Raw genomic sequence first — 21,682 nt, 5'->3', positions numbered from 1 at the left:
AGGAGCAATGAATGAGCTTTACCGATAAGGTTGTGTTGGTGACCGGTGCCAGTCGTGGCATCGGCCGTGCGATTGCTGAAACTTTTGCTGCCCGTGGCGCCAAGGTAGTCGGCACTGCGACCAGCGAGAGCGGCGCCGAGGCAATCAGCGCCTATCTGGGTGAACAGGGTTGCGGCATGGCGCTGAACGTGACCAGCCAGGAATCCATCGAAGCCGTCTTCGCCGCCATCAAGGCGCGTTTTGGCGACATCGACATCCTGATCAACAACGCCGGGATCACCCGTGACAACCTGCTGATGCGGATGAAGGATGATGAGTGGAACGAGATCATCGACACCAACCTCACCTCCCTGTACCGTCTGAGCAAGCCGGTGCTGCGCGCCATGATGAAGAAGCGCAATGGCCGCATCATCAGCATCGGTTCCGTGGTCGGCACCATGGGCAACGCCGGTCAGGTCAACTACGCGGCCGCCAAGGCGGGCCTGGTGGGGTTCACCAAGTCGCTGGCCCGTGAAGTGGCCTCCCGCGGCATTACCGTGAACGCGGTTGCCCCCGGTTTCATCGAGACCGATATGACCAAGGCGCTCAATGAAGAGCAGCGTGCCGGCATCATGAGCCAGGTACCTGCCGCTCGTCTGGGCGATCCAAAAGAAATTGCCGCTGCTGTGGTATTCTTGGCATCGGATGATGCCGCCTACATCACTGGCGAAACCCTGCATGTTAATGGCGGGATGTACATGGTGTAATCAATTTGTCGTGAGATCTGTTCAAATTTGCGATAGTACGCCGAAGTTTGGCGAATTTCGTGGTTTGACCAGCGGCAAGCTACTTGCAAACTCACGGCAATTGAATAAACTACCCCAACCAGACGCAATAGCGTATTTTTAAAGGAAAATTCAGGTCATGAGCAACATCGAAGAACGCGTAAAGAAAATCATCATCGAACAACTGGGTGTTAAAGAGGAAGACGTTAAGAACGCTGCCTCCTTCGTCGACGACCTGGGCGCTGACTCTTTGGATACCGTTGAACTGGTAATGGCGCTGGAAGAAGAATTCGATACCGAAATTCCTGATGAAGAAGCCGAGAAGATCACCACTGTTCAAGCGGCTATCGACTACATCACCGCTAATCAGGAATAATTTCCTGTTCTGAAGGAAGCGGCCCAAGGGCCGCTTCTTTTATATTTGTTCCCTTTCAAAATACCTCTCGGAGACTACCTCAGTGTCAAAACGCAGAGTCGTGGTGACCGGCTTGGGGATGCTTTCCCCGGTGGGCAACACTGCTGAATCCAGCTGGCAAGCCCTGCTCAACGGGCAGAGCGGCATTTCCCCCATCGAACACTTTGATGCCAGCGAGTTTGCAACCCGTTTCGCCGGCCAAGTCAAAGATTTTGATCCCGAGCAGTACGGTATCAACCGTAAAGAAGCTCGCAAGATGGATCTCTTCATTCAATACGGCGTGGCCGCCGGTATCCAGGCACTGGATGATTCTGGCCTTGTTATCAACGAAGAGAATGCCGAGCGTGTCGGTGTGGCCATCGGCTCCGGCATCGGTGGCCTGGGTCTGATCGAACAGAACCACAGCAGCCTGGTCAACGGTGGCCCCCGCAAGCTGAGCCCCTTCTTCGTGCCGTCTACCATCATCAATATGGTGTCCGGTCATCTCTCTATCATGAAAGGCATGCAGGGCCCCAACATCGCCGTGACCACTGCCTGTACCACGGGCACTCATGCCATCGGCATGGCCGGTCGGATGATCGCCTATGGCGATGCGGACGTAATGGTCGCCGGTGGTGCCGAGAAGGCTTCCACCCCGATGGGGATGGGCGGCTTTGCCGCAGCCAAGGCACTCTCCAACCGCAACGACGAACCGCAGAAGGCGAGCCGTCCATGGGACAAGGATCGCGATGGTTTCGTGCTGGGTGACGGTGCCGGTGTACTGGTGCTGGAAGAGTACGAACATGCCAAGGCCCGTGGTGCCAAGATCTATGGCGAGCTGGTTGGCTTTGGCATGAGTGGCGATGCCTATCACATGACAGCGCCTCCCGCCGATGGCAATGGTGGTGCTCGCGCCATGAAGAACGCCATCAAGGATGCCGGGATCGCGCCCGAGCAGATCGGTTACATCAACGCGCACGGCACCTCCACTCCGCTGGGCGATGTTGCCGAACTGCGTGGCATGAAAGAGGTATTTGGCGAGCATGCCAAGTCCCTGATGATCAGCTCCACCAAGTCCATGACCGGTCACCTGTTGGGTGCTGCGGGCGCCATTGAGGCCATCATTACCGTTCTGGCCCTGCGCGATCAGATCGCGCCGCCGACCATCAACCTGGATAACCCGGATGAGGAGTGTGACCTGGATCTGGTTCCTCACGTGGCCAAGCCGGGGAACTTCGAATACGCCCTCTCCAACTCCTTCGGTTTTGGCGGTACTAATGGTTCACTGATCTTCAAACGCGTATAATTTGCCGAAGGGCAATGACAGGGGCCCGATACTGCCGGTATCGGGCCTTTTTTATCGGAGGGATCCCTTGCTTATCAATGGAATGAATGTCGATGCCATCTCGGCCAAGGATCGCGGTCTTGCCTATGGAGATGGCCATTTCACTACCATGGCGGTCAGGAATGGTCGAGTGCTGGAGTGGCCTGCCCATCTGGCCAGGCTGCAGCAGGCTAACCTCCGTCTGGGGATCACAGACCCGGATTGGGAGCTGCTGGCAGAGGAACTTGATTCGCTCGTGGCCGAACAAGCAGAGTGTGTGGCCAAAGTTGTCCTGACACGTGGCGAAGGTGGACGTGGTTATGATGGCAGTGACTGCCGGCATCCCACCCGGATCCTCTCCCTTGCGCCTTTCCCGCAACATTACAGCGAATGGCAACAAAGCGGGATCGAGATGCTGGTATGCCGGCAGCGGATTGGCGATGCTCCCATGCTGGCAGGTCTCAAGACCTTGAATAGACTGGAACAAGTGTTGCTTAAAAGCGAACTAGTCAGTCGCGGTGCAGTCGAAGGAGTAGTGCTGAACAGCAGGGATTGTCTGGTGGAAGGGGTCAGTGCCAATCTGTTTTGGCGTCGGGGCAAGACGGTGTTCACGCCCGATCTGGCCCGTGGCGGTGTCGATGGCATCATGCGGCGCAAGATCATGATGATGTTGAAACAGATGAGTATTGAGTTGCGTGTGGTAGAGGCTCCGCTGGAGTCACTGCGACAAGCGGAAGAAGTGTGGCTCACCAACACCCTGATGGGTGTGGTGCCGGTCAACGGCATTGAAGCGTTTCGCTACCCCGCAGCAGTATTGAGTCGTCGTTTACAGGAGCGTTTGGTCATTGAAGTTTAATCGGCTTTACACCCTGCTCGCGGGGGCGGCCCTGACAGTGGCCGCCGCCGGGGGTTATGTGCATTACAAGTGGCAACAAGTGGAGACCCTTACCAACAAGGGGCCGACCCGGCTCTTTACGGTGGAGAAAGGGGCCCATGCCGCTCGTCTGATCGCCGAATTGGGGGAGGGGGAAACCAGCCCCTGGGCGGTGCGGCTCTGGTTGCGGGGTCATCCCGAACTGGTCGCGATCAAATCAGGCACCTATGAAATCAAGGAGGGAGCCCCGCTCAAGGAGACGCTCTCCCTGTTTGCCTCGGGCAAGGAGTTTCATTTCAGTCTGACCTTTGTCGAAGGCTCCCGTTTCGAGGACTGGCAAAAGCAGCTCTCTAGCGCCCCTTATCTGGAGCGCCTGACGGTGGAGCAATCCGAGGACGAACTGGCCCGCGAGCTTGGCATTGAAAATGGCAAGCTCGAAGGGTGGTTCCTGCCGGAAACCTATGCCTATACCACCCATGCCAGCGATCTCTCCATCTTGCGGCGGGCGCATCAGGATATGGAAGCCTTCCTGCAGCAGAGCTGGGAAAAACGTCAGGCCAACCTGCCCTACAAGACCCCTTATGAAGCGCTGATCATGGCCTCCATCATCGAGAAGGAGACCGGCAAACCAGAGGAGCGAGCACAAATTGCCTCTGTCTTCGTCAACCGGTTGCGTCTTGGCATGAAGCTGCAGACCGATCCCACCGTGATCTACGGGGTGAAGGATCGCTACGATGGCAATATCCGCCGCAGCGATCTGACCGACAAGAACCCGTACAACACTTATGTGATCGACGGCTTGCCGCCCACCCCCATCGCCATGCCTGGCAAGGCCTCCATTGAGGCAGCCCTTAATCCCAAGTCGACCGATTATCTCTATTTTGTCGCCAAAGGGGGCGGTGCCCACCATTTTTCCAAGACCCTCGATGAACACAATCGGGCGGTTCGTGAATACATATTGAAGAAGTCCTAATGTCTAAATTTATCGTGATCGAAGGATTGGAAGGGGCAGGGAAGAGCTCCGCGGTGCGTTATGTCACCGATTATCTGCATAACCATGGCATCGACCGCATCGAGTGCACCCGCGAACCGGGTGGCACGCCGCTGGCCGAGCGGATGCGCAGCATCGTCAAGGAGGTGCACGACGAGCGGCTCACCATCGAGGCCGAGCTGCTGTTGATGTATGCCTCCCGGGTACAACTGGTGGAAACCCGCATCAAGCCGGCGCTGGCCGAGGGGATCTGGGTAGTGGGGGATCGCCACGATCTCTCCTCCCAGGCCTATCAGGGGGGCGGCCGCGGCATCGACGCCCACTTGATTGGTGCCATCAAGCAGGCGGTGCTCGGTGACTTCAAACCGGATCTGACTCTCTATCTCGATATCGATCCTGCCGTTGGTTTACAGCGGGCCCGTCATCGCGGTGAGCTGGATCGCATCGAGCTCGAACAGCTCTGTTTTTTTGAACGTACCCGCCACCGTTACCTTGAGCTCGCGGCCAAAGATGATTCCATTGTGGTGATCGATGCAGAGCAGATTCCGGATCAGGTAAAAGCCGCCATCGAAAGCGCGCTGGATACGCATTTATGTATCCCTGGTTGATCCCCGACTGGCAGGCCCTGAGCCAGACAGCCGCCAGTGGGCGGCTGGGCCATGCCTGGTTGTTGCTGGGCGATCCCGGTCTTGGCAAGGAGCAGCTGGCGGAACGCCTGGCCCGCCTTCACCTCTGTCAGCAACCGGATCGGGGAGAGCCCTGCGGTCATTGTCACTCTTGCCAACTGTTTGACAAGGGCAATCACCCGGATCTGGGTCAGCTATCCCGTGAGGGGAAAACCATCGGGGTCGAGGCCATTCGCGATATTTGCAACCGGCTGCAGGGGTCTGCCCAGCTGGGGCGTGGCAAGGTGGTGATCATTCCCGATGCGGAGCGAATGACGGAATCGGCGGCCAATGCTCTGCTGAAGACGCTGGAAGAACCGGCTGGCGACAGCTTGCTGCTGCTGATCGCCTCCCAGGTTTCCCGCCTGCTGCCCACAATTCTCAGCCGTTGCCACAAACATGTCTGCCAGTTGCCGGCGGAAGGGGAGACCTTGTCCTGGCTCGCCGAGCAAGGTCATCAGGCCACCCAGGCTCAGGTGCGGATCTGTCAGGGGGCACCGTTGCGGGTACTCGACTATATCGAGCAGCAACAGGATGGCGCCCGTCGCGAATTGTTGGAGCACTTCGTGGCCCTCGGCAAGGCGCCGAGCAAGGCAACCGTACTCTGCTCACAACTGGGTCAGGAGACACAGGTCCGCTTGCACTGGTTGCAACTCTTTTTATGTGATGCTCTAAAAATCCAGGCTGGCTGTGGCCATCATCAATTGGCGATGCCGGATCTGGCGGCGCTCAGTGGACAGCTGGCCGAGCAACACTCCAGCGAAAAACTGCTCGACGCGGAGCAGCAGCTGGTCGCCCTCAAGGCTGTTTGTCAGCCGGGACAGCTTTCCAATCCCACCATCCATCTGATGAACTGGCTCAGCCGCTGGTTATAGATCTGAAAAGAAAGGTTGTTTATGTTACTCGTTGATTCCCACTGTCATCTTGACCGCCTCAGCTATGGCAGCAAGCAAACCGATATGGCAGATGTCCTGGCCAAGGCGGCGAAGCTGGATGTGGGATATTTTTTGTGTGTGAGCGTCACCCAGGCGCAGTTTCCAACCATGATGGCAGCGATTGCGCCTTATCCCCAGGTGTTTGCGTCCTGTGGGGTGCATCCGCTTAATCAAGAGCCGGGTGTCGATGCCGATCTCCTGCTGCGCCAAGCCGCCGATCCCCGTGTCGTTGCCATCGGTGAAACCGGGCTCGATTATTTTTATTCGCCGGAAAACAAGGCGGTGCAGCAAGCTTCGTTCCGTGAACATATCCGGGTAGCGCGCGCCCTGAACAAGCCACTCATCATCCATACCCGTGATGCCCAGAAAGATACGCTGCAGATCATGCGTGAAGAGGGGGCTGATCAGGTGGGCGGCGTGCTGCATTGTTTCACCGAATCCCTGGAAATGGCCGAGGCCGCCATGGCGATGGGGTTTTATATCTCCATATCGGGTATTGCGACCTTCAAGAATGCATCTGCCTTGCAAGCCGTGGTCAAGGCGCTGCCTCTGGAGCGACTGCTGGTCGAAACGGACTCACCCTATCTTGCCCCCGTGCCCCATCGGGGGAGGGAGAACGAACCCGCGTTTGTACGAGATGTTGCCCAGTTTATTGCAGATCTCCGTCAGATCCCCCTGGCCAAATTGGCAGAAGCCACTAGCCGGAATTTCTTCGAATTGTTCAAACTAGCCAAACCTTAGTCACAAAATGCCCCGCAAAAGCGGGGCATTTTCTTTAAAAATCAGACTCATGGTATTCACATTTTCCATGTTCCCCATACGCTATCTCTCACAAAAGATATTTCTTCATGCCAATGTTGCTGCTAAACGAGTTAACGAGTGTCTTAAAAAATAAAGGATTGTCCTCGGTGTTTACTTTATGAAATGAAGCCTCTTAAGTATCGATAATATTCATTATCGATACTTGAAGGATCTTGAAGATCCTGTAAGATCTTTCGAAACTTCACATAGAATCATAGTGTTACGTGGCTTACCCTACTTTTTCAAACCCCGCACATCAGTCACTGCAAACCGTCTTTGATGCCCAGCTAAATAGCCGGGCCAGGCGATTTCTACGCAGTGCCAAGGCTGATTCCACACTCAATGCCTATCAGGCGGATACCCGCATCTTCGTATTCTGGTGCCAGTTGCATGGGCTTGATCCACTGCAAACAACCCATCACGACATCATGAACTTTCTGGCGGATCAGGCCGATGGGGTATTAGCCGACTGGGTATGGCTGGATAAGGAAGAGGGCAAGGGGGAGCTACGTAATGGCGAGCCGCGCAAGCCGGCTACTCTGGTGAGACGACTGGCTGGGATCCGCTACGCCTTCAAGCAAAAAGGCATTCACCCCATGCCAACCGAACATCCCGAAATCAAGGAGATGATGCGCGGCATAGTGCGGCTCGGTGACAACCGAAAGCGCAAAACTGGTGCCCTGACACTACAACCTCTGGCCAGAGTGCTGAGCGGGATCGATACCTCAACCTTGGCGGGCCTTCGTGACCATACCTTGTTGCTGCTGATGTTCAGTGGCGCATTGCGCCGATCGGAAGCGGCACGAATTGAAGTCTGCGACCTGGATTTTGTGGGGCAGGGGATAAGGCTTCGTCTCAAACCCAGCAAACATCAGCTGCACGAAACCGAAATAGCTTTGGTGCCTGGCAAGCAATATTGTCCGGTTCAGGGACTACAGCGCTGGTTGGAAAAAAGCCGTATCAAGGAGGGGGCACTGTTTCGCCGGATGAACCGTTGGGGGCAACTCACGGAGGAACCGCTCGGTCCGCAAGGCATCAACCTGATGATCAAGCGTCGTACTGGCCAGGCCATTGATGATCTCTATGTCAGTGGTCACAGTTTGCGCCGAGGCTTTATTACCTCGGCGGTGACCGCAGGCAAACCCATGAACAAGATCATCGAAGTGACTCGCCACAAAGACATGCGTACCTTGCAGGAGTACTTCGACGATGCAAACAAGTTCTCCGACCATGCGCTTGATGGATTGCTGTAATCATTACCGCGTCACTCACAATTTTATGTTAAATGATATCTCTTTGATCTGGTGGTATATTTATCGCGCTTATACAAGGCCCCCATTTCGAACGGGGGAGCGGGGAGTTTCTCTTGTCCATACCTTGTCGGTATTGAAGGTGAGAGATAACAAGGTTGGTAATTAAAGTTTGTAGCACTTATGAGTCAGGAAACGAAAGAGAATTCGGCCCTCGATAATGCAGAGCGTCAGCGCCAACATGTGAAGCGCAAACAGGAAACCCATACCCGTCTGCAGTGTTGGATCAGCAATCGCCATGCCGCACGTTTGCATGAATTGGGTATTCATCTTGAAGACAGTCAGGCTTCCCTGATAGAGCAGGCGATCGATCTGCTTTATCAGCATGAGATCTTGTCATCGCCATCCCCGGTCAAGGAAACCTTGCTCGAACCTGTCGAGTAGCTGGGAAGGGGAAACATCAGATATAAAAAAAGCCAGGTACCAATTCCTTGTACCTGGCATAGGGGAATTGGCTCCTTGCAGAGCCGTGCGCTAACTGGTGTTCGGATTGCCTTAAGCTTAGACAATGAACCCGGCTTTTCAAGATCCGACGAAAAGTTCAACCGAAGTGTGGGTTTTCCAGACTCGAACAGAGGCGGAGCCCAACCCTTTCTAACCTGTGGTCATTCGGCAAACAGATTGGTATCTCGCACCAGCTCGCGGGGCAGGGCATTCTTGACCCGGCTGCCGACCCATTTCCCCATCCCCAGGGTATGTCCCTGGTAACGTACGATCACCTCGCCGGCGCCAGCCTCCTGCTCGGGCCAGACATCCCGTCCCATCATGAACTCCCGTGCATTTGTACTGTCGAGCTCGACAAATCCCCGGGTTGCCAGGTCACCATGGGCCAGGGCCCACTCGTGAGTGAGGCGATAGCCTTTTTTGAAGGTCTCTGCCAATTTGAAGCCAATGCGATCGAAGCGCAGCTTGCCCTGAACCTGTTCGAACAGCGCGGGGAAGCACCATATCTCGTCATTGCGGCCAAATAACTGTCCCTGCAGCGCCACCCCAAACGTGGCTGCGATGTCGCGCGCCATGGGATCTGCCTCCTTGGCCGGCAGCGGCGAGAAGGGGAATTTGCCGAGTTTGCCCGGCTTGAACATGGTGTTGGGCACTGAGTGGTGCTTGCGCAATCTGGCGACGAAAAAACCTTCACTGTCGAAGATTTGGGGCCAAACGTGCAGGTATCCTTCCGCTGTGCATGCCTGCTCGGCCCCGGGGAAGAGGCTAGCCAGCGAGTCAAAGCTCAAGGCATCGCCAAACTTGTCCAGCAGGGATTGGCAGATGGCCTGGTTCTCCTGTTGGCTCAATGTGCAGGTGGAGTAAACCAGCACACCGCCGGGCTTGAGGGCATGGAAGGCGCTCTCCAGCAAGCCGGCTTGCACCGCCGCGATCTCCTCGATGCTCTCCAGGCTCCAGTTGCGCAGGGCATCCTCGTCTTTGCGCACCGTCCCTTCGCCGGAGCAGGGGGCATCGAGCAAAATGGCGTCGAAGGTCTCCGGCAACCATTGGCCAAATACCTTGGCATCGAAATGGGTCATGCCCACATTGGTGACGCCGCAGCGCTGGATATTGGCACTCAATACTTTGAGTCGACTGCTGGAGTACTCATTGGCAACCAGCATCCCCTGGTTGTTCATCAGCGCGGCGATCTGGGTGGTCTTGGAGCCGGGGGCGGCGGCAGCATCGAGCAACATGCCGTCGGTTTTGATCTTGTCGCTGGCAAAAAGCGCCGTCACCGGCAACATGGAGCTCGCCTCCTGGATATAGAAGAGACCGCTCAGATGTTCCGCCGTGTTGCCAAGAGGGACGGTTTCATCGGCCCGGGTCAGCCAGAAACCGGTGTCACACCAGGGCACGGCATCGAGTTGCCAGCCAAGGGGGGCCATTTTGGCCACAAAGTCAGACACGGAGATCTTCAGGGTATTGACCCGGATACTGCGCCGTAGCGGCCGCCGACAGCTGGCTACGAACTCCTCCATGGCGAGGTGAGCCGGCATGATGGCCGCGATATGACATAAAAAATGATCGGGAAGGTAGGTATTGTCGTGCACGGCGCCGTCTCGTCAGACCTGAAAAAGGGGCGCATTTTACCACATGCCCAGTGAAATCCTGAACGCTGGTGCCGGGAAAAATAACAAGCCCGGCGCAGAGCCGGGCTTGTGGTCAAGGTTTGTGGTTAAAAAGAGGAGGCGCTCAGGGTTGGATCCTGGGGCTCCACTCCAGCCACTCTTTTTCCGCCTTGGCATAGAGCGGATAGCGGTGGCCTGCCTTGACGGTCGGCCCCATGTCCCGCTCCGGGGTGTTGAAGGCAATACCACCGGCCAGCAGGCTCTGCACCGTTTCCACCTCTATGGTGCCGCCGGTCAGACCGATGTCAGCCTTGACGCCGGAGACGTTCCAGAAGCGGGAGTGGGCTCGTACCAAATGGGCATACTCCTTGTTGACGTTCACATCGATCAGCACCTCGCTGCCATCACGGGCCAGAGCGACCCTGGTCACGCTACCGACCACCATCTTGCGAAACAGCAGGGGACTGCCGACGCTCAAGCCATTGACTGACGGGCTTTTGAGGGTCAAGGCCAGCCCCACGGGATCAGTCTGACTCAGCGGGAAACGTTCTTTACCTGCCCCTTTGCCGGGCAAGGCCTCCACGAAGGCGCCCTTGATCAGGGTATCGAGATGATTCACCCCGCCCAGACCCAGCTTGGCCTGTACCAGAGTGAAACGAGCCCCGGATTGCAGGAAGCGTTCGGCATACTGACCATCCAGTTGCGCCTTGAAGATCACCTGACCCAGCGCAGGTTCCAGTTCGATCTGTTCAATCTTGCCGATCTCGACACCGCGATAGCGGATCGGGCTGCCCACCCCAAGGCCAGGATTGCTCTCGGCAACCAGGGTGAGTGGCCGCACCCTCGCGGTGGCCTGCTCCTTGCTGTCAAACAACTGATGACTGCTGCGACCTGTGCCCAGCAGATCGAACTCGATGGCACCGCGCAGCAGGGTCGCGAGATTACCGACCTTCACCTTGACGCCATCGACCCCGACCCTGGCATCGACCGCTGCCTTTTTCCAAAATTGCGGCTGCTTCGCCAGCAGGGGCGCATAGACACCGTCGATCTCGAGCGCTATTTCGACTCCTTCGTTGATGGCCCGCAACTGTGTGACCTTGCCTGCTGCCAGCCCCAGATAGTGCACGGGCGTGCCGATGCCGATGCCATCTGCCTGGGCGGCCTTGAGCAACCAGCGCTGCGGCTTGGCATCCTGGCTGCCGAGCAGTGCCAGCTCCCGGCTGGGATAGAGGCGGTTGATCCGCTCGCCACTGGCAGCCTGCACCAGCTTGATGCCGCCGCTGAGCCAGGCACTGGCCGGACTGGTTTCGACCTTGATGCCACTCAAGTCAGCAGCGATCTGCAACGGCGCCGCCCGGTAGAAGCGGGCGCGAGCCAGCAGGTGCTGGTGCTCGGGCTGGATCATCAGCTCGACGCTGGCATTGCCTTGCTTGTCGAGGATGAGCTGGTTGATGCGGCCCACCTGCAATCCCTTGTACCAGATAGGCGCATCCTGATTGAGCCCGGCCAGATCCTCGGCCTGCAGGCTGATGCGGGTCCCCGTCTGGGGGGCTCGGTCGGTGAGCGTCATCTGCTCGACCTGGTTGCCCGCTACATAGTCCAGACGAATCGCCGGGCCAGCCAGCAGGCGATCCGCATGCTTGACCCCGGTGGGGGAGAGCGCTGCACTCTCCCAGACCAACTGGCTCTTGTCGGTGATCCGCCAGGCCTGCTCCGGGTTGATCAGCGCCGTCACGTCCCGCCCCTTGTCGGTCAGGATAATCGGGTCGATGCGGCCAATCTCGATCCCTTCGAAGAGAATGGGCATCCCCTCCTTGACTGGCAGGTCCCCCGCATTGATGGCGATGCGTGTCCCCCGGGCTGCTTCATTCAGTCCCTTGAAGAGGGTGAAGATTTGTCCCGCTTCAGCCTCAGGTGAGGTTTTTGGTGAATCAAAAGCGATACCGCCGCTCAGGATGGAAGTCAGGCTGCCAGCCTCGACGTTGACGCCGGCCAGGCTGAAGGAGCCCTTGATGCCGCTGATGTTCCAAAAGCGGGTATCGGCCTTGATGAGGTGCTCAAAACGGGGCTCGATCACCAGATCCAGCAACACATTCTGGTTGTCTTGGCCGAGGCGGGTGTTGATGACGCTGCCCACCTCGATACCACGAAAATAGAGCTTGGAGCCAATTCCTACCGAGCCCAGCGAATCCGCGGTCAGGTGCAGCATACGTCCCTGCGCCTGATACCCCGGGGGAGGGCCTTCCAGAGCATCGAAGGTATCTTCAAACGGGTTGCTCTCGCGCCCCGGTTGCAAGTTGATGTAGTTGCCGGAGACCAGAGTATCGAGGCCCGAGATCTCGGTAAGGGACGCCTTCGGGCTCACCAGCCAGAAATCGGAGCCCTTGCGGATTAGCGAGCGGGCGCTGCTCTCTATCTTGGCCATGACTGCAATCTTGCGACCATCTTCGGCCAGCTCCAGCTCCTGCACCACGCCGACGGCAACCCCCTGATAGCGGATCTGGGTCTTGCCGGGCAGGATGCCGTTGCCCTGGGCAAAGTTGATTTGGATAAGCTGGCCCCGGCTCGCTATCTGCTGATAGAGAAAGCCGCCCGCCAGCAGCAGGGCAATGAGGGGCAACAACCAGACCGGCGATAACCAGCGACGTTTTTCAATGACGGGTTCAGCCCCGATCATAGTGACTCCTTATTGGCTGCCTTCGACAGCGTATCGACTAAACACAGAGAATGATTCAACGGGCCGCTTTGTCCCACAGCAGGCGGGTATCGAGCATACGGGCCGACATCATGGTCAGCACCACCACTCCGGCAAAGGCCGTGGCACCGGGGCCGGCCCGTACACTAAGCATGACGCCGCGATCCACCAGAGCGACCATCAGGGAGATGACGAACAGATCCAGCATCGACCAGCGGCCGATGAAATCGATCACCCGGTACATCAACAGCTGACGCTTGCGACGCACCGGCTTGCTGCGTTGCAACTGCCAGCAAATCCAGCCCAGCCCCAGGATCTTGCCCACCGGTACCAGGATACTGGCGGTCAGCACTATGGTGGCAATACCCCCCATCTTGCTGCGATAGAGGGCCATGATGCCGCTGAAGATGGTGTCAGACTGCAGCAACCCCTTGTTGTAAAAATGGGTGATGGGCAAGAGATTGGCAGGCAACAACATGAAGGTGGCGAGCGCCAGAAAGCCCCATGACCAGGCCAGGGAACGGGGGATCCGCACCTGCAATTTGCTGGCGCAACGTGGGCAAACGCTACCGACCTGATAGCGCACCAGCAGGCCGCAGGTGTGGCAGCGGCACAGTCCCAGTTCACGGGCGCTGGTCACGTTGCGGCTCCTTGAGAGGAATACGTTCCCAGTAGGGGGCGGGATCAAACAGGATAAGCAGGGTCATGTTGAGCAGCATCAAAATGCCAAGGCTCAGCAAACCGCCGCCGAGGCGCACATCGGCGATATCGACCAGTTTGAACAGGGCCACCAGGAGGCTGACGATGTAGACCTCCAGCATGGCCCAGTGACGAAACACCTCCACTGCCTTCAAGGTTGGCGCCAGGAGATGCCAGCGCTTGGCGAGCCCGGAGGCGAGAGCAAAGATCCCCCCAAGCAACCCCACCGGCGCCAGCACGGCGCACCAGAGCACCAGACTGGCAACCCAGAGCTCTCCTTCTTCAAACAACACCATGATCCCCCGCAGCAGGTTGGCGTCCGAATTGACGCCGGCGAGGCGCAGGTAGAGCAGGGGTTCAAAAAAAGCGGAGGGAAGCAGCATGAACCCCGTGATGGTGAGCGCCATCAGTTGCGAGGGGCGAAAGGCGTAACGGCCGTAGAGATGCTGGTGACAGCGCGGGCAGTGGGCATGGCGACGCAGCGGCAATGCCTTGCGCTGAATGAGCAAGTCACACGCCGGGCAAACGATCACGGAACCGGGCTCCATCATACGATTCAACCTGTTGAAGGAATTGGTGAAATTTACCTTAAAAGCCGTCATCTGTCTTGCCTGGCGCGGGTCTGCCACGAAAGTATGATTGACGTTAACGTAAACGTGATATTAGATGAGTTAACCAGACAGATGAAAGGAGTCATGATGTCCAGTTTGCCCCCCTCGGCGGGCCTGCGTTTTCGCACCGCCCTCGCCAATGAACGCCCCCTGCAGATCGTCGGAACCATCAATGCCTACATGGCGCTGATGGCCGAGCGTAGCGGTTTTCAGGCCCTTTATCTCTCCGGTGCCGGGGTGGCCAATGCCTCCTACGGCCTGCCGGATCTTGGCATGACCAGCCTGAACGACGTCTTGACCGATGCTGAAAGGATCACGGCGGCGACCCGTGTTCCACTGCTGGTGGACATCGACACCGGCTGGGGCGGCGCCTTCAACATCGCCCGCACGGTGCGGGCCTTCGAGCGGGCAGGGGTGGCTGCCGTCCACATGGAAGATCAGGTCGCCCAGAAGCGCTGTGGTCACAGACCCAACAAGGCGGTGGTTTCTCTGGAGGAGATGTGCGATCGCATCAAGGCGGCGGTGGATGCCCGAGAGGATCAACACTTCGTCATCATGGCGCGCACCGATGCACTGGCGGTGGAGGGGATTGGCTCGGCGCTGGAGCGCGCCGCCGCCTACGTGGCCGCCGGGGCCGACATGATCTTCGCCGAGGCGGTGACCGAGCTTGACCAGTACGATCTCTTCAAGCAGGCGGCCGGGGTACCGATCCTCGCCAACATGACCGAGTTCGGCAAAACCGAGCTGTTTGATAAAACGCAGCTCGCCGCCCACGGGGTCGACATGGTGCTCTACCCCTTGAGTGCCAATCGCGCCGCCAATCAGGCGGCTCTCAACGTCTATCAACACATTCGCCAGGATGGCCACCAACGCGCCGTCGTGGAGACCATGCAGACCCGGGAGTCACTCTACGACTTCCTCGGTTATCACCACTACGAACAGACACTGGATCGTCTGTTCACATCCAGGGACTAGGAGGAAGAGGCAATGGGACAGCAAAAACCGTTGGGTGGCGCCGGCCTGCGCGGACAGAGTGCGGGGGAGACCAGCATCTGCACCGTGGGCAAGAGCGGCACCGGGCTCACCTATCGCGGTTACGACATCAAGGAGCTGGCCGACAACGCCCAGTTCGAGGAGGTCGCCTACCTGCTGCTCAAGGGCGAACTGCCGAGCAAGCAGCAACTGCAGGAGTACAAACGCGAACTGCGTCGCCTGCGCGCCCTGCCAGCCGCGCTGCTGGAGGTGCTCGAGCGCATTCCCGCCGATGCCCATCCCATGGACGTGCTGCGCACCGGTTGCTCCATGCTGGGAGATCTGGAGCCGGAAGATGGCTTCGAACGTGAACACGAGGTGGCCGATCGCCTGCTGGCGGCCTTCCCGGGCATTCTCATCTACTGGTACAAGTTCAGCCACGAAGGCATGCGCATCCCACTGGATACCGACGAGGAGTGCATCGGCGGCCACTTCCTGGCGCTGTTGCACCAGAAAGCCCCGAGCGAGCTGGAGCGGCGCGTCATGCACGTCTCCCTCATCCTCTATGCCGAGCACGAATTCAACGCTTCTACTTTCGCGGCCCGGGTCTGCGCCTCGACCCTCTCCGACATTTTCTCCTGCATCACCGCCGCCATCGGCACCCTGCGTGGGCCCCTGCACGGTGGCGCCAACGAGGCGGCCATGGCGATGATCGAGGATTGGCAGGACGAGGCCCAGGCCAGACGCGAGCTGCTGGCTAAACTTGCAGCCAAGGAGAAGATCATGGGCTTTGGCCATGCGGTCTATCGCACCTCGGATCCGCGCAACGTCATTATCAAGGGGTGGGCGGAGCAACTGGCCCAAGCCGTCGGTGATGATCGTCTCTACCGCGTCTCCTGCGAGGCGGAGAAGGTGATGTGGGAAGAAAAAGAGCTCTTCCCCAATGCCGACTTCTTCCATGCCAGCGCCTATCACTACATGGGGATCCCGACCAAGCTGTTCACCCCCATCTTCGTCTGTTCGCGGGTCACCGGCTGGTGCGCCCACGTGATGGAGCAGCGCGAGCACAACCGGATCATCCGCCCGAGCGCCGATTACGTCGGCCCGGCCCCCCGTCATTTTGTCTCTCTACAACAACGATAAGGAAATCACGATGTCCGCCAACGTCGACGTCAACCACAGACCCGATCCTGACCAGGTACTGGTCGATATTGCCGATTACGTCTGCAGCCACCCCATTACCAGCCAAGCGGCCCTCGACACCGCCCGCCACTGCCTGATGGATACCCTGGGCTGTGGCTTGCTGGCCCTGCGCTTTCCCGAGTGTACCAAGCACCTGGGCCCCATAGTGCCCGGTACTGTCGTCCCCTTTGGTGCCCGGGTGCCCGGCACCCAGTTCTGCCTCGATCCGGTCAAGGCGGCCTGGGATATCGGCGCCATCATTCGCTGGCTCGACTACAACGACACCTGGCTCGCTGCCGAGTGGGGACACCCCTCTGACAATCTGGGGGGGATCCTGGCCATCGCCGACTGGCTCTCCCGTACCCGCGTGGCCGAGGGCAAGGCGCCGCTGACCATGGCCGATGTGCTGGTGGCCATGGTGAAGGCCCATGAAATTCAAGGTGTGCTGGCGCTTGAGAACTCCTTCAACCGGGTGGGCCTGGATCACGTGGTGCTGGTCAAGGTAGCAAGCACCGCCGTGGTGACCCACATGCTGGGGGGCACCCGGGATCAGGTGATCGATGCCGTCTCCCAGGCCTGGGTCGATGGCCAGAGCCTGCGCACCTATCGCCACGCGCCGAACGCAGGTTCGCGCAAGAGCTGGGCGGCGGGGGATGCGACATCCCGCGCGGTGCGCCTGGCCCTCATCACCATGAGCGGCGAGATGGGTTATCCCGGCGTGCTGAGCGCCCCCAAGTGGGGGTTCTACGACGTCCTGTTCAAGGGTAACCAGTTCGCCCTTCATCAGGGGTATGGCAGCTATGTGATGGAGAACGTGCTGTTCAAGATCTCCTATCCGGCCGAATTCCATGCCCAGACCGCGGTGGAGTGCGCCATGAAGCTCCATGGCGAGGTGAAGGGGCGGCTGGATGAGATCGACCGCATCGAGCTCACCACCCATGAGTCGGCCATTCGCATCATCAGCAAGGTGGGCGCCCTCAACAACCCGGCGGATCGGGATCACTGCCTGCAGTACATGGTGGCGGTACCCCTCATCTTCGGTCGCCTCATCGCCGAGGATTACGAGGACGATATCGCCGCCGATCCCCGCATCGATGCGTTGAGAGACAAGATGGTGGTGCAGGAGGACAAACGTTATAGCCGCGAATATCTTGAAGCGGACAAGCGCTCCATTGCCAACGCCATCCAGGTGTTCTTCAAGAATGGTACTCACACCGCCAAGGTGGAGGTGGAGTATCCGGTCGGTCACCGCCGCCGCCGTGAGGAGGGGATCCCGCTGTTGGTGGAGAAATTCCGCCACAATCTGGCGACCCGTTTCCCGGCCAAGCGGGTAGGGGAGATCCTCGCCCTCTGCCAGGATGGCAAACAGCTGGCCAGCACCCCGGTCCACACCTTCATGGATCTGCTGGTGATCTGATCTGCCGCCATACTGGCCATCTAAAAAACCCAACTACGACAGCGGGCCCATATGGCCCGCTTTTTCTTACCCTGGTTATCGGAAAAGAGGCGCAACGCGCTGACTGCCCGCCAATCCCTCCGTTTAGGTCAGCACGTCAGTATCCCCGGCAAACAGGGCGTCCATGATCGCCGTCTCGCGGCTGGCAATGGTGGCCAGAAACTCATCGGCCCGCCCCATCTGGTGGCAGACCCGATAGCCGCGCTCGACGAAGGAGAAGAGCTCGCCAAGCCCCGCCAGATGGGCAGGTCCGGAAACCAGTTTGAGGGTGGTACCGAGCAGGGGCTTTCGGGCCAGTCGATCCAGGGTCGCGCCCAGTTCGCCCACCAGCGCAATCTGCTGCTCCCGCCGCGCCCTTTCTCCCACGGCGCGATAGGCGATGGCGTAATGGGTCGCGCTGATGGGGTCGATGCCATCGATGCGGCGCAGCGCCACTACCATCAGATAGTCGAGCTCCTCCGAGAGGGCATCAAGCTCGATCGCCTGGGCCAGTACCTTGAGGCCGGACTCGGGCAAGAAACGCTCGGCGGTCGGCATCACCCGCATCACGTCCGCATCCCGGCGGGCACAATCCCCGGGGCCATAGAGATCGGTCAGGAAGAACTCGGCTGCCGGGCCATAACGATCGCTTTGCAGCAGATCCTGATGGGTGCGCCCCAGCCGGTCAGCCTGCCACTGGCGCAGCCTGTCCCGGTCCGCCCTGTCTTGCGGGTGGGTGCGGATCTGCTCGCGCAGGGAGGCAACCCGGTTGAGCTGGCTATAGAGCCGCTCCTGGATACTCGCGTCATCCTGATGGGTCATGTCGTGCTCTCTGGCCTGGGGATAAACAAAGGGTCGAAAAATCAGTGGCTTTGCCATAGCGTCAGAGAAAGTGTAACGCGCCGGCGGCCGGGAATAAATGGCAAGCCCGGGTGCCCAGTGGCAGACCACCGACTCTGTTAAGTGAGTCCCATTTATTGGCACACCTCTTTCACTTGTCGTGAACATGTGTTTAATATCAATAAACATTTCCCAGCAGGTATTCGCCATGTTCCTCTATGACTCGCGCAGCGGCAGCAACCCACTTTCCACCATTCAGGTCAGCCGCCAGCATGAACTGGGCCTGGCGGCAGCGCGACTGGCCGCCGAAGCCATCGCCCAGGATATGGGGGAGAGCTACCAGCTTGACTGCGAATGGGCGAACGAGGAGGAGACGGAACTGCGCTTTCGCGGCTCCGGGGTACAGGGGCTGCTCACTCTCGACGAAGACTCCCTGCATCTTGAAGTGCATCTGGGATTGATGCTGTTGCCGGTACGCAGCGTGCTGGAGCAGGAGATCCTCGATTATGTGAAACATCGGCTCCCTTGCCCGAAATCCGTTTAAAACTCTTTCAATGCGCCTCGCGGATAATAAATTTTCGCAAGACGCCTTGTTTGAATATCTATTTTTGAAACGAGCCGATTATTTAACCAGGGAATAAATAATCTGCCTCAGGCTGCTTGAATACCACACAACTCTTTTTGTTTTGTTTAATTGAAAGCCGTCTCTTTTTATTGTCATTTCACCGTGCACATGCCCCATGCCAATATGCCGTTCGGCATGACTGATGAGCTCGAAAATGCATTTTGTAGGGAAACAAAGATGCCATTGAGTGAATTTATCTCCTGCGTCGATACCGCCTGGCTGCGCATGGACAGACCCAACAACCTGATGCAGATCATCGGGGTATTGATGTTTGACGGACAGCTCGACGAAGCGCGCCTGAGACAAGGTCTTCGTCACACCATTTCCCTGCAACCACGTTTTCACCAGCGTGCCGTGCTGGAAGGGGGGAGCTACTACTGGCGCCACGATCCCGACTTCGATCTCGATCAGCATCTCAAACGGGTGATCCTGCCGGGCGAGGCGGGCAAGCTGGAGCTCGAAAAGCTGGTGGCCGATCTTGCCTCCACCCCCCTCAACCCGCAGCGCCCCCTGTGGGACATGCACCTGACCGACACCTCGCTTGGCGGTCAGGCGCTGGTGGTGCGCATCCATCACGCCATGGGGGACGGTTTTTCCCTGGTTAAGGCCATGCTCACCATGATGGACAACACCCCCAAACCGGCCGCAACTCCCTTGTCCGAACCCCGCATAGATGAGGATAACGAGGAAGAGGAGGAGTCGCATCAAGGCAGCCGCCTGGTGCGGGCCGGGCTCAAACTCACCGGCACCCTCTGGTCCAAATACGTCGAGGTACTCACTCACCCGACCAGGGCGGTGGATTATCTCAAGACCGGCCGTGACGTGGCGGGCGAGCTGTGCAACATCGCCACTCTGGCGGACGATTCCCCCTCCCGCCTCAAGGGCAAGACCGGCAGCACCAAGCGGGTGGCCTGGTCGCAGCAGATCCCCTTGCCGGACATCAAGGCGGTGGGCAAGGTGCTCGGCTGCTCGGTCAATGATCTGCTTATCGCGGCTACCGCCGGCGCGTTTCGCCACTACCTGCAGGCCCACGGGGAGGACGCTGACAAGATTGAGATCCGCGCCCTGGTGCCGGTCAATATGCGAGCGCCAGACGATGATGGCGCCCTTGGCAACCGCTTCGGGCTGGTGGCCCTGGATCTGCCCCTTGATATCGAACACCCGCTGCAGCGGCTCTTCACGGTGCGCGATCGGATGCAGGCCCTGCGCAGCTCGTTGCAGCCTGTGGTGGTGCTCAATTTGCTGGAGGTGCTGGGCATGGCCCCGAAGACGGTGCAGCAGCAGGCGGTCGATCTGCTCTCGGCCAAGGCCAGTGCCGTCATCACCAATGTGCCGGGCCCCCAGCAGACCCTCTATCTGGCGGGAGCCCGCCTGCGCCAGCCGCTGTTCTGGGTACCCCAGGCCGGCGATATCGGGGTCGGGGTATCGATCCTCTCCTACGACAACAAGGTGCAGCTCGGCCTTATCACCGACAAGCTGAGAGTGCCGGATCCCGACAGCGTAGTGGAACGCTTCGCGGTGGAATTCGAGCAACTGTTGCTGCTGGTGTTGATGGATCCCGAGCTGTTGTTTGATCCGGATGGGCTGGATGCGCTGCTGGGCTGAGCCGCCACCTCGCATGCCCTTTGCTTAAAAAAACAGAGGCCAACCCGACGGTTGGCCTCCTTGTTTGCGCTAAACGGAATCCGGAATCGTTACTCCTCTTCCAGTTCATCACGAGCCGCTTCCACATCCAGCCGTTCCATGGCATCGGCCGGCTCGCAGCTGGCCGCCTCGGCATAGAGGGCCTCGGCCGCCTTCAAACGGCTCTTGCCATAGAGCATCACCTGGGCATTGGCGTACTCCATACGGGCGATGGCGGAGTCCGGAATAAGGGCCAGCGCCGCCTGGAAGTGGCGCTCTGACTCCTCCTTTTTCGCCCCGTAGGTGAGGCCGCCTATCATGGCACCGAGCTTGTCGACGATCTCCGCATGCCAGGCCCCGAAGGCGATATGCGCCTCAGCGTGCTCGGGGGCAAGCGCCAGGGCCTTCTCCAGGCTGCTCTTTATCTTGTCGCCGATCCCTTGGGAAAGCGCCTTGGAGATGGAGATCACCTGGCTGTAACGCCCCAGCGCCAAGGCGTGAAAATACCAGGCGTTGGCATTGTCAGGCTGCCGTTTTTGCAGCTTCTCGGCGTTGCTGGCGGCAAGCTCGAAGGCGGCCCGCTTGGCGTACTTGTCCTCCAGCAGGTAGCTGGCGTGGATCACCAGCGCCTTGTTCACCACATTGAGCCCTGCCTCCCCGGCGTCGTTGCCAAGGGCCACCGCCCGGGCAAAATCCCCGGCGTGGTAGGCGCGCCAGGCATCCTGCACCTTGGGATCTTCGGGCCAGGGTTCGGCATCCCCCTGATGCAGCCTGGCCCACTGTTCGGCCAGCTCGTCGCCCGGGTACTCATAGGCCCCGCCTGGAAAGGGGAAAGGGATGAAATCGGAGAGTTGGGACTGTGAGGTTGTCATGCATGTTCTCCCTGTT

21 protein-coding genes are annotated in these 21,682 nt (G+C 58.9%); 15 read left to right on the top strand and 6 right to left on the bottom strand.

All coding sequences use genetic code 11. The annotated features are described in order from the left end of the window. Positions 1–11 precede the first annotated feature (11 nt). From fabG to BN1123_RS20810, 10 genes are all read left to right on the top strand, one after another. Positions 12–746, top strand: a complete 735-nt coding sequence (gene fabG / locus BN1123_RS07805) for a 3-oxoacyl-ACP reductase FabG (protein ID WP_005300916.1) — start codon at positions 12–14, stop codon at positions 744–746. Positions 747–903: 157 nt separating this feature from the next. After that, positions 904–1,140, top strand: a complete 237-nt coding sequence (gene acpP, locus BN1123_RS07800) for an acyl carrier protein (protein ID WP_005300909.1) — start codon at positions 904–906, stop codon at positions 1,138–1,140. Between the two features lie 82 nt (positions 1,141–1,222). Further along, a complete protein-coding gene (gene fabF, locus BN1123_RS07795) occupies positions 1,223–2,464 on the top strand; it encodes a beta-ketoacyl-ACP synthase II (RefSeq protein WP_026457724.1) in 1,242 nt (413 codons plus the stop codon). Positions 2,465–2,531: 67 nt separating this feature from the next. Beyond that, positions 2,532–3,338: an aminodeoxychorismate lyase gene (gene pabC, locus BN1123_RS07790; protein ID WP_042026246.1), complete on the top strand. Its 807-nt coding sequence runs from the start codon at positions 2,532–2,534 to the stop codon at positions 3,336–3,338. Beyond that, positions 3,328–4,329 carry an endolytic transglycosylase MltG gene (gene mltG / locus BN1123_RS07785; protein ID WP_026458414.1) on the top strand — a complete coding sequence of 334 codons (1,002 nt, stop codon included), beginning with the start codon at positions 3,328–3,330 and terminating at the stop codon, positions 4,327–4,329. The genes pabC and mltG overlap by 11 nt, the downstream gene beginning before the upstream one ends. Then, positions 4,329–4,955: a dTMP kinase gene (gene tmk, locus BN1123_RS07780; protein WP_042026245.1), complete on the top strand. Its 627-nt coding sequence runs from the start codon at positions 4,329–4,331 to the stop codon at positions 4,953–4,955. Before mltG ends, tmk begins: the two co-directional genes overlap by 1 nt. Further along, on the top strand, positions 4,940–5,887 hold the full coding sequence (holB, locus tag BN1123_RS07775) for a DNA polymerase III subunit delta' (protein WP_042026244.1): 948 nt from the start codon (positions 4,940–4,942) through the stop codon (positions 5,885–5,887). Before tmk ends, holB begins: the two co-directional genes overlap by 16 nt. Positions 5,888–5,908: 21 nt before the next feature. After that, positions 5,909–6,688 carry a TatD family hydrolase gene (locus BN1123_RS07770; protein ID WP_042026243.1) on the top strand — a complete coding sequence of 260 codons (780 nt, stop codon included), beginning with the start codon at positions 5,909–5,911 and terminating at the stop codon, positions 6,686–6,688. Between the two features lie 284 nt (positions 6,689–6,972). After that, positions 6,973–8,001, top strand: coding sequence for a site-specific integrase (locus BN1123_RS07765; RefSeq protein WP_156130438.1), 1,029 nt, complete (start codon positions 6,973–6,975; stop codon positions 7,999–8,001). Between the two features lie 180 nt (positions 8,002–8,181). Next, a complete protein-coding gene (locus tag BN1123_RS20810) occupies positions 8,182–8,442 on the top strand; it encodes a RepB family protein (protein ID WP_082037493.1) in 261 nt (86 codons plus the stop codon). 221 nt (positions 8,443–8,663) lie between these two features. Here BN1123_RS20810 and rsmF read toward each other — a convergent pair whose 3' ends face one another. The 4 genes from rsmF to BN1123_RS07740 form a co-directional block, all read right to left on the bottom strand. Continuing rightward, positions 8,664–10,094: a 16S rRNA (cytosine(1407)-C(5))-methyltransferase RsmF gene (gene rsmF, locus BN1123_RS07755; protein ID WP_042026239.1), complete on the bottom strand. Its 1,431-nt coding sequence runs from the start codon at positions 10,092–10,094 to the stop codon at positions 8,664–8,666. A 142-nt stretch (positions 10,095–10,236) separates the two neighbouring features. Continuing rightward, complete coding sequence (locus tag BN1123_RS07750) at positions 10,237–12,789, bottom strand: MlaD family protein (protein ID WP_042026237.1); 2,553 nt, start codon at positions 12,787–12,789, stop codon at positions 10,237–10,239. A 55-nt stretch (positions 12,790–12,844) separates the two neighbouring features. After that, a complete protein-coding gene (locus tag BN1123_RS07745) occupies positions 12,845–13,447 on the bottom strand; it encodes a paraquat-inducible protein A (protein ID WP_026458124.1) in 603 nt (200 codons plus the stop codon). After that, the gene (locus BN1123_RS07740) at positions 13,431–14,057 is read right to left on the bottom strand and encodes a paraquat-inducible protein A (RefSeq protein WP_042026236.1); all 627 of its coding nucleotides are present in this window, start codon (positions 14,055–14,057) and stop codon (positions 13,431–13,433) included. The genes BN1123_RS07745 and BN1123_RS07740 overlap by 17 nt, the downstream gene beginning before the upstream one ends. 147 nt (positions 14,058–14,204) lie before the next feature. On the opposite strand from BN1123_RS07740, the gene prpB reads away from it, so the two are divergent. From prpB to BN1123_RS07725, 3 genes are read left to right on the top strand one after another with little or no spacing between them, the layout of a single operon-like run. After that, the gene (gene prpB, locus BN1123_RS07735; protein WP_042026235.1) at positions 14,205–15,092 is read left to right on the top strand and encodes a methylisocitrate lyase; all 888 of its coding nucleotides are present in this window, start codon (positions 14,205–14,207) and stop codon (positions 15,090–15,092) included. Between the two features lie 12 nt (positions 15,093–15,104). Then, positions 15,105–16,232, top strand: a complete 1,128-nt coding sequence (gene prpC / locus BN1123_RS07730) for a bifunctional 2-methylcitrate synthase/citrate synthase (protein ID WP_042026234.1) — start codon at positions 15,105–15,107, stop codon at positions 16,230–16,232. Positions 16,233–16,242: 10 nt separating this feature from the next. Further along, positions 16,243–17,688: a bifunctional 2-methylcitrate dehydratase/aconitate hydratase gene (locus BN1123_RS07725; RefSeq protein ID WP_042026233.1), complete on the top strand. Its 1,446-nt coding sequence runs from the start codon at positions 16,243–16,245 to the stop codon at positions 17,686–17,688. 123 nt (positions 17,689–17,811) lie between these two features. On the opposite strand, the gene BN1123_RS07720 is transcribed toward BN1123_RS07725, so the two are convergent. Beyond that, a complete protein-coding gene (locus BN1123_RS07720; RefSeq protein WP_042026232.1) occupies positions 17,812–18,528 on the bottom strand; it encodes a DUF8198 family protein in 717 nt (238 codons plus the stop codon). A 184-nt stretch (positions 18,529–18,712) separates the two neighbouring features. On the opposite strand from BN1123_RS07720, the gene BN1123_RS07715 reads away from it, so the two are divergent. Next, positions 18,713–19,090, top strand: coding sequence for a polyhydroxyalkanoic acid system family protein (locus BN1123_RS07715; protein WP_156130436.1), 378 nt, complete (start codon positions 18,713–18,715; stop codon positions 19,088–19,090). Positions 19,091–19,348: 258 nt separating this feature from the next. Continuing rightward, positions 19,349–20,776 (top strand): wax ester/triacylglycerol synthase family O-acyltransferase, encoded by a 1,428-nt coding sequence (locus BN1123_RS07710; protein WP_042026230.1) that lies wholly within the window; start codon positions 19,349–19,351, stop codon positions 20,774–20,776. An 89-nt stretch (positions 20,777–20,865) separates the two neighbouring features. Here the strand turns inward: BN1123_RS07710 and BN1123_RS07705 are convergent, their stop codons facing one another. Next, positions 20,866–21,666, bottom strand: coding sequence for a tetratricopeptide repeat protein (locus BN1123_RS07705; RefSeq protein WP_042026228.1), 801 nt, complete (start codon positions 21,664–21,666; stop codon positions 20,866–20,868). Between the last annotated feature and the right edge of the window lie 16 nt (positions 21,667–21,682).

Origin of the sequence: Aeromonas enteropelogenes, from assembly GCF_000819845.1 — a bacterium.
GTDB lineage: Bacteria > Pseudomonadota > Gammaproteobacteria > Enterobacterales > Aeromonadaceae > Aeromonas > Aeromonas enteropelogenes.
This window is presented reverse-complemented; position numbering and strand designations above follow the sequence as displayed.